The organism is Lacticaseibacillus manihotivorans DSM 13343 = JCM 12514 (assembly GCF_001435035.1).
In the GTDB taxonomy this organism is placed as follows: Bacteria; Bacillota; Bacilli; order Lactobacillales; family Lactobacillaceae; genus Lacticaseibacillus; species Lacticaseibacillus manihotivorans.
Map to the genome: position 1 here is coordinate 1 of NZ_AZEU01000289.1, position 6,759 is coordinate 6,759.

Annotated in this window: 7 protein-coding genes; 3 read left to right on the forward strand and 4 right to left on the reverse strand. The window is 44.4% G+C overall.

Annotated elements, in window-relative coordinates; translation table 11 throughout:
- Positions 1-324: 324 nt before the first annotated feature.
- From FD01_RS13950 to FD01_RS13960, 3 genes are all read right to left on the reverse strand, one after another.
- A complete protein-coding gene (locus FD01_RS13950) occupies positions 325-477 on the reverse strand; it encodes a hypothetical protein (protein ID WP_156647328.1) in 153 nt (50 codons plus the stop codon).
- 250 nt (positions 478-727) lie between these two features.
- Positions 728-1,393, reverse strand: a complete 666-nt coding sequence (locus tag FD01_RS13955; protein WP_054719118.1) for an HXXEE domain-containing protein — start codon at positions 1,391-1,393, stop codon at positions 728-730.
- Positions 1,394-1,476: 83 nt separating this feature from the next.
- On the reverse strand, positions 1,477-2,034 hold the full coding sequence (locus tag FD01_RS13960) for a TetR/AcrR family transcriptional regulator (RefSeq protein ID WP_056964886.1): 558 nt from the start codon (positions 2,032-2,034) through the stop codon (positions 1,477-1,479).
- A gap of 164 nt (positions 2,035-2,198) precedes the next feature.
- On the opposite strand from FD01_RS13960, the gene FD01_RS17010 reads away from it, so the two are divergent.
- A complete protein-coding gene (locus FD01_RS17010; RefSeq protein WP_162257371.1) occupies positions 2,199-2,498 on the forward strand; it encodes a TetR/AcrR family transcriptional regulator in 300 nt (99 codons plus the stop codon).
- Between the two features lie 349 nt (positions 2,499-2,847).
- The gene (locus FD01_RS13965) at positions 2,848-4,260 is read left to right on the forward strand and encodes a DHA2 family efflux MFS transporter permease subunit (protein WP_056964888.1); all 1,413 of its coding nucleotides are present in this window, start codon (positions 2,848-2,850) and stop codon (positions 4,258-4,260) included.
- 114 nt (positions 4,261-4,374) lie between these two features.
- Here FD01_RS13965 and FD01_RS13970 read toward each other — a convergent pair whose 3' ends face one another.
- Positions 4,375-5,427, reverse strand: a complete 1,053-nt coding sequence (locus FD01_RS13970; protein ID WP_082611934.1) for a DNA/RNA non-specific endonuclease — start codon at positions 5,425-5,427, stop codon at positions 4,375-4,377.
- 302 nt (positions 5,428-5,729) lie between these two features.
- Here FD01_RS13970 and FD01_RS13975 point away from each other — a divergent pair, with 302 nt between their 5' ends.
- A complete protein-coding gene (locus tag FD01_RS13975; RefSeq protein ID WP_056964892.1) occupies positions 5,730-6,722 on the forward strand; it encodes a hypothetical protein in 993 nt (330 codons plus the stop codon).
- Positions 6,723-6,759 lie beyond the last annotated feature (37 nt).

The window sequence follows — 6,759 nt, forward strand, 5'->3', positions numbered from 1 at the left end:
GGAATTATTTGACGCTTATTTGAGTAATCGGAACGGTATAAACTGCGCGATGACACAGTCAATCAGTCGCTTGTTGCATGACGTCATAGTCAGCGGGACGTACGAGGCTTTGCATACAAGGGTTAAGCATTTGAATAAATTCGGTTACCAGCGCCTGTGGGGGGCGACTGTGTTCTCGAGGAGCCATTGGACTGTCTTATTAAACTTGAGTCATTTCATTCGCGTATGAAAGTACAGTGCAATCACACGTCTAGCGTGAGGTTACGCTGTGTTGTGCTTTCACCTACTGGGTGCGAGCATTATGATAATGCACCAATAGGAGGGTTAAACACAATGCTTATATGACCCATAACTGAACTGCAACGTAGTCCCAAACGGACTTTCGTTAATGATGGTGGCCAACTTTCCAGGGATGCCAGATTGGCGCGTATGGTTGAATTTTTCCATCGCGTACACCTTAAGTAAGTAATTTAACATGTGATCACTTTCCAGGACCAGCATGCTTTCCATCAATTTTGGCTATGACCTAGTGCTTAAATTCCTGCTGGTGAAAGATATTGCTGGCCATCACACCACTTCAAAGGCCAGTCAGTGATATGAAAGTCGTTTGTTGCGTATCAAATGACTTAATTGCTTGACAATGATACCTATTCATAGATGTTATGAGTCTATGGACTTAATATGTCTACGAATAGAAGGACTCGATATGGTCTCGGAAATTTTGCTTTTAGGTGGGAATGGTTATCTTGGTAGAGAGCTGACGCGAAAATGGCCGGGTATTTTTATTCATGAAGACCTTATCGGGAATTTGGATACATAGCAACATCATGACAACGCCGAGAATAATCCCACCGATCCATTGAATCCAAGTCGTGCCAGAGCGGACAAGCTTGTAAAGCATGACGATTGCCATCGGCAGGAAGCCAAGCATATCGCTGACTAAACCGGGATTGTAAATGGTCTTTTTGATCTTACCCTTTGCTTCAAGGGCATGTTTTGTCTTTAACCCTGTAACTAGATGACCAGGAATTTCAACAAGACAGACAGCAAACCAGAGAATAACAGTCAAGGTGTTAGGGAAAGACCAAAAACAGATTGTGCAAGCAACCACACTTAAGAAGTTTTCAATCATTTCAGAAAAACGATTGATAGGGTATCGGTCGTACAGCTTATTATCTGGATTGAACAAGGTATTGTACATATAGAAAAATCCGCCAGGGAGTGTTCCTTCTTCTATGATGTGAATCACTAAAATGGCGAGAAAGACGCCAATAATTCTTTGTTGCCAGGGCATCCAACCACCGGCAGTGACTGCGGTGAAGAACGTTCCCCCAGCAAGAAATGAAATGATGCATAGCCAAATTTTGAACCAAATTTGCATCGGTTTAGACATGAAGAAGCCTCCTAGTATTCTTGTTGCTTTGTTAGTATATGGTAGGAGAAATCCTATGAAAACGTCAATGAAATAAGGCTAACTTAGACATAACCCAGAGAACGTAAAAGTTTCTCTTGAAGTGTCTTAATCATTTCAGAAAGCATTTCTGAAAATTCAGTAGATTTTACGTTTTGAGGTTCATAAATCCATTGAATGATTGCCTGTGTCAGACCTCCAGCAATAAAGGCTTTTCGAAATTCTGAGTAGTCGGTGGGTTCATTTTTGGTTAGTTCGGTAATGCCGGATTGGATTGCTTGTAAAAACATTGATTGTAACGAGTTTTCCACCAGAAGGCGGAGAAAAAAACGATTGGTTTCAACGTATCTGATGGTTACGTTGATCAAGTGGTCTGGAGACTGATCTCTTTTTTGCCAAAGAGGGGCAAACATCGTTTTCATCGTTGCCTCAAGATAGTAGCGTAATATGTCGTCTTTAGAATCAAATAAATTGTAAAAAGTTTGTCGAGAAACTTGTGCTTCTTCGCAAATTTCCTTAATACTAATTTGAGTAAACTTTTTTGTACTAAGTAACTGTGCTAGTGCATTTGCCAGTAGTTCTTTAGATTGTTTTGCTGTGGGGTTTGTACCAGAATACGTCATGTTTGCTCCTACAAAATTGGATGAATGCTCAGTTGTTTTTGACCCGGGTTTTAGAACGAGTTACTTACAATAATCTTCACTCTTGAAATAAGTAGACGATTATCGTATTTTAACGACGAATAACCTTCTCTGTTGGAAGTAGGTAATTACATCAAGGTATAAACGTGACTGATCCGAGAAAGTTTAAGACTGAACGAGATATTCAAGCAGGCTGTATTTCGTGTTTGGCCGAAAAGTCATTTCGTGAACTAACGGTTCCTAACATCTGCGAGGCTGCTATGGTATCGCGTAGTACATTTTATCACCACTACGAGGACAAGTATGCTCTACTCGATGAAATGGTTACGCAGCATGCTACCACATTCAATCAATTATTAGATCAGCGTGTAACGGACATTACGCGTGATGCACCGCTACTAACGCTGTATCAGCAATTAGTCAGTTCACGACTCAGAGGTCGATAGAGTCGCCATGCCGCGATGAAACGGCATTTTGTATCTCAAACAACGAAATTAGCTTGAGTTTCTATCCAGTTGGAGAAGTGCTCAAGCGCTTTTTCAGAGAAAAACTTGACATTTTCTGAAAACAACCGATATAATAACCACCGGTTAGTCATAAACGGATGTCAATTCGACATGAAAAAACAGAATCGTAGTAAGCTGGTCGCCATTCCGGCTTATTGCTCGCCCGAGTGCAGACTCGGAATCGGCCATTTAGGGCCGTTTTTTTTTGCCCTCGTTTCGACTGCGACCGGATTTGAAAAAATGGCATGATCAGTTTGAAAACAGACACCAGCATTGGAGGTTTTATCATTTGGATACAGAGCAATTAAAAGTCACCCCGCGGACCTTATTAGCCATTTTTGGCACCACGGCATTGGCATTTTGTGGGGTCTTAGTTGAAACGTCAATGAACGTCACGTTCCCAACCTTGATGCAACAATTTCACACGTCAATGAACGCGGTGCAGTGGGTCACGACGGAATATTTACTCGCAGTCGCTGCCACGATGGTCATCGCCGGCTACGTTCAATCTCGCTTCACGGCGCGCAGTATCATTTTGACTGCCGGCTCAGCTTTTGCCATCGGGGGAATTATGTGTGCGGTGGCGACTAATTTGCCGATCATGTTGATCGGGCGGATCATTCAAGCCGTCGGGACTGGCTGTGCCATGCCATTAGTGTTCGCCTTGATCATGCGCCAGATCCCGCAACGCAAGCAGGGGATGTACAACGGTTTGGCTGGCATGGTGATTGCCTTAGCCCCATCGCTTGGCCCAACTTATGGTGGCACGATTGTTGAATTCACCACTTGGCGGTTGATTTTCATCATCACGCTGCCAATTGGGATCATCGCTTGTTTGATCGCCGCAAAAAATGTGTTGCAACCATTTCCAGTTCAAAAGTCCAAGTTTGCGATCGATCAGTTTGCCTTGATTTTGATCGCCTTGATTGCCTTGACCTTGGCCGCTAATACGTTAGGAACTGCAGGTCCGGCAAGCGTTGGCTTCATCGTGGCGTTGATCGTGGCCGTGCTCGCTTTTGCCGGATTCATCATGCGCTCGGTCAAGTCTGTTCATCCGATCTTGAAAGTGACCATTTTCAAGAATCACTTTTTCGCCCTCGCGATTACGATTTATTTCTTAATTCAATTTGGTCAAATCGGTTTTACTTTCCTGTTGCCAAACTTTGCTCAGCTGACTTTAGGGGCCAGTTCAATGGTTTCTGGGGCAATGTTGCTCGTCGGCAGTATCGTATCTGCGTTCGTTTCACCACTGGCAGGGCGCTTGATGGATTCGATCGGTATTAAGCACCTGGTTCGCATTGGGAGTGTGCTGCTGGTGATTGCCACATTGAGCTTTAGCTTATTGGCAAATCGACTGACAGTTGGGCTGATTACTGGGTTGTTCACCGTTTACTTGATCGGGTTTGCCCTCATGTTCAACACCTTGCTTACCTTTGGGTTGCAACAGTTGGCCCCGCAACAAATGGGGGATGGCAATGCCGCTTATAACACGTTGCAACAATACTCCGGTTCGATCGGCACTGCCATCATGGCTGCACTACTTGCAACTGGTGCGCGCATGGCTCCACACGCCAATACCGCGCATCAAACCTTGCAAGGTGCCCAGCTTGGCTTTTACTTCGTTACCGCGATCATGGTGATCGTCTTAGTCTTGAGTTGGATCATCACCAGTAAAAAGCCCGAAGCTGCTGAACGAGGGTAATACTTGGATAACATTTGAGCCTTTTACACGAAATTAAAGTGCCCGACGATTCATAGACATTTAATCTATCAATTGTCGGGCACTTTGTTTAAAGACTTTGTTCAGTTTATTTATTTAAGGCCTAGCGTACTGATTGCCACGAGCCGCTGGTTGCGCGCCACTAGAGATGGCATCCGCCTTGCTTTCATAAGTATAATTGTTAGGATTGGTGACTTGGGTGTAGTATTTATCGCTGGCGGAGACATAGACCATGCCTTCAGCGGCAGTGGTCCACCCGCCTGATTGCTGTGGACTAGTGGTTTGATTCGTGGCAGTGGTGTGACTTGTTTGCGTGGTGGTGTGCTGAGTCGTTTTGACCACAGGCTTGGCGTTATTTGCGCCAGTATTGTAATTGATCTTCACGCCTTCAGCCGAGTTGATCACCACGATTTCGGTATTCAAAGACTTATCTGAAGACTTGATGTCGACAATCGAGCCGCGCGGGATCATTTCGCTAGCGTGATATAGTGGCGTGGTTTCGTATTGGACGGTATTTTTGGTATTCGGGTGTGCTTCCCAGTAGTTTTCGACTAATTCTTCGGCGGCGCGCATCCCGCCATTTTGATCGGCGCCAACGTTTTGCGAGCGGGTGCCGGTGGTGAAATTATTGCTGGAAGTGTAAGAATATTTACCCAGTAAGCTGTCGGCAATTGAGTGGCTGCGATTCCATAAATAGCCGTGGTAAGTGCGGCCGGTCAGCGCAAAGGTGATCCCGATTTCTGGGTTGCTGTCAGGCCAAGCGGTTGGATCTAGTGGTTCGCCTTGGCGAGAGCCTTGCGAAGCTTTGTATTGGCTGTAAGTTAATACCGCTTTAGCTGTCCTGGCGCGTTGGCGGCTGTCGTTAGCAAAATGATAGTCGCCGGCTTTCAGGTTCGCAAATCCTGAAAGTTTGGCCTTGCCATTGGTGAAATAGTAATTCTGGTTGGGACCAGCTGATTCCGCGTCGGTATACTTGACCAGCTTTTTCAAAATAGCGTGATGGCGACGAGCCCGTGACTTCTTGGTCGAGGCCAAAACCACAGTGTTCGGTTCCGTGTGTCCGATCGTTGTGTGAATGACTTCGGTACTAGTCGTGAAGAATAATCCTGCCGCAATGAGCCCCAGTGCGGTGTGAAAAATGCGTTTCATGTTCAAATTGTCCCCTCCTCAATAAACCAAAGCGTATCAGCTCGCAGAAAGTGATGCAACTGTTCTTGAAAATAATAACTATGCTCTGACAAGTGTCCGGTAATACAATAGCAAGAAAAGAGAAATCTTTGTCCGTGAAAGTTGTTGTATGGATTACTCTGATCTAGCCTGTCAGCTAAGCAAACCCAGGAATTCATTCCCGGGAAGAATTAGCGCTTAGACAGACTGTTTTGTTTTTTTTAGTTTGAATTTTGAACGCTTGTTCGCTATAATTAAATCATCAAATTCAAGGAGATTTCATTATGGATGAGCCCTGGGTACAGGAAAAACGCAGTCGCTCCAAGACGTTTGCGTTCACCGAAAAGTTGAAAGTCACATTATCATACCAACAAATTCTCAAACAGGAGCGCTCCTTATTAGTTCAAGATAAGTTATTTAATTATTCGTTGAATTATATGTACAAGACTTTTGGCCGCAAGCATATCGATCGTAATATACCGAGTGGCATTAAACGACACGAGCTGATCAATCACATTATCAAGATGTTTTTGAGCGAGAAGTATCAGCTCAAACGTTGGAACGTCAAAGTCTTGTTTTTGTCGTCGCACAACGCTCAACTCTTTCTCCAAACGCTGATCATTAATTTTACTGAATATCAGAAGCTTTTGCGTGCAGGCCTTAATTGGTCAGCCAAAATTAAGTTTCAGTACAAGCAAAACATTATTAAAGACAAGCGTGGCAAACACAAGAACCCGCATCATAATAGTTGGTACAAACGCGGTCACCTTCGCTTTAATTTAAAATCTAAAACACGGGCAGTTGAGATTCAAAAGGACACCCCAATTCGAATTCTTTCAACTTGTGTGATCAAAGTGCCAAACTTCGGCATCCTTCACCTGTATCGAAACGCAAACGAATATGACTTCTCGGACGTCAAAATCATCAAGTTGAAGCGAAAAGGTGATGGCACTTATCAACTTCAAATCGTGCATGTTAAACCAAAGGCCAAAGCCAATGTTCAAGCAGAGCCAGCAATCGGTATCGACTGGAACATGGCCAACAACGTCGCCTATCATGATTCCAATAACAAACAATATCAACTGCCACCAGAAGTGATTTCCAAAGCTGATCAGCACGAACATCAAATCAACGAGCTGAAACGTAAACGTAGCCTGATGCATGGCAGTACCAAGAAAATCACTAAGAACCTGGATTATTCACCTCGGTATTGGGGACATGAAATCGCATCTGGCTGGTCTGAAAGCAACGTTTGGATCGTTGCGAATACTGACTGAGCGGAGAAGTTGGTGATCGATGCACCACGAACAGACC

Coding starts and splice junctions, on each gene's coding strand:
- FD01_RS13955 (WP_054719118.1), bottom strand. CDS start 1,393: ATGTCTAAACCGATGCAAATTTGGTTCAAAATTTGGCTATGCATCATT.
- FD01_RS13960 (WP_056964886.1), bottom strand. CDS start 2,034: ATGACGTATTCTGGTACAAACCCCACAGCAAAACAATCTAAAGAACTA.
- FD01_RS13950 (WP_156647328.1), bottom strand. CDS start 477: ATGTTAAATTACTTACTTAAGGTGTACGCGATGGAAAAATTCAACCAT.
- FD01_RS13975 (WP_056964892.1), top strand. CDS start 5,730: ATGGATGAGCCCTGGGTACAGGAAAAACGCAGTCGCTCCAAGACGTTT.
- FD01_RS13970 (WP_082611934.1), bottom strand. CDS start 5,427: ATGAAACGCATTTTTCACACCGCACTGGGGCTCATTGCGGCAGGATTA.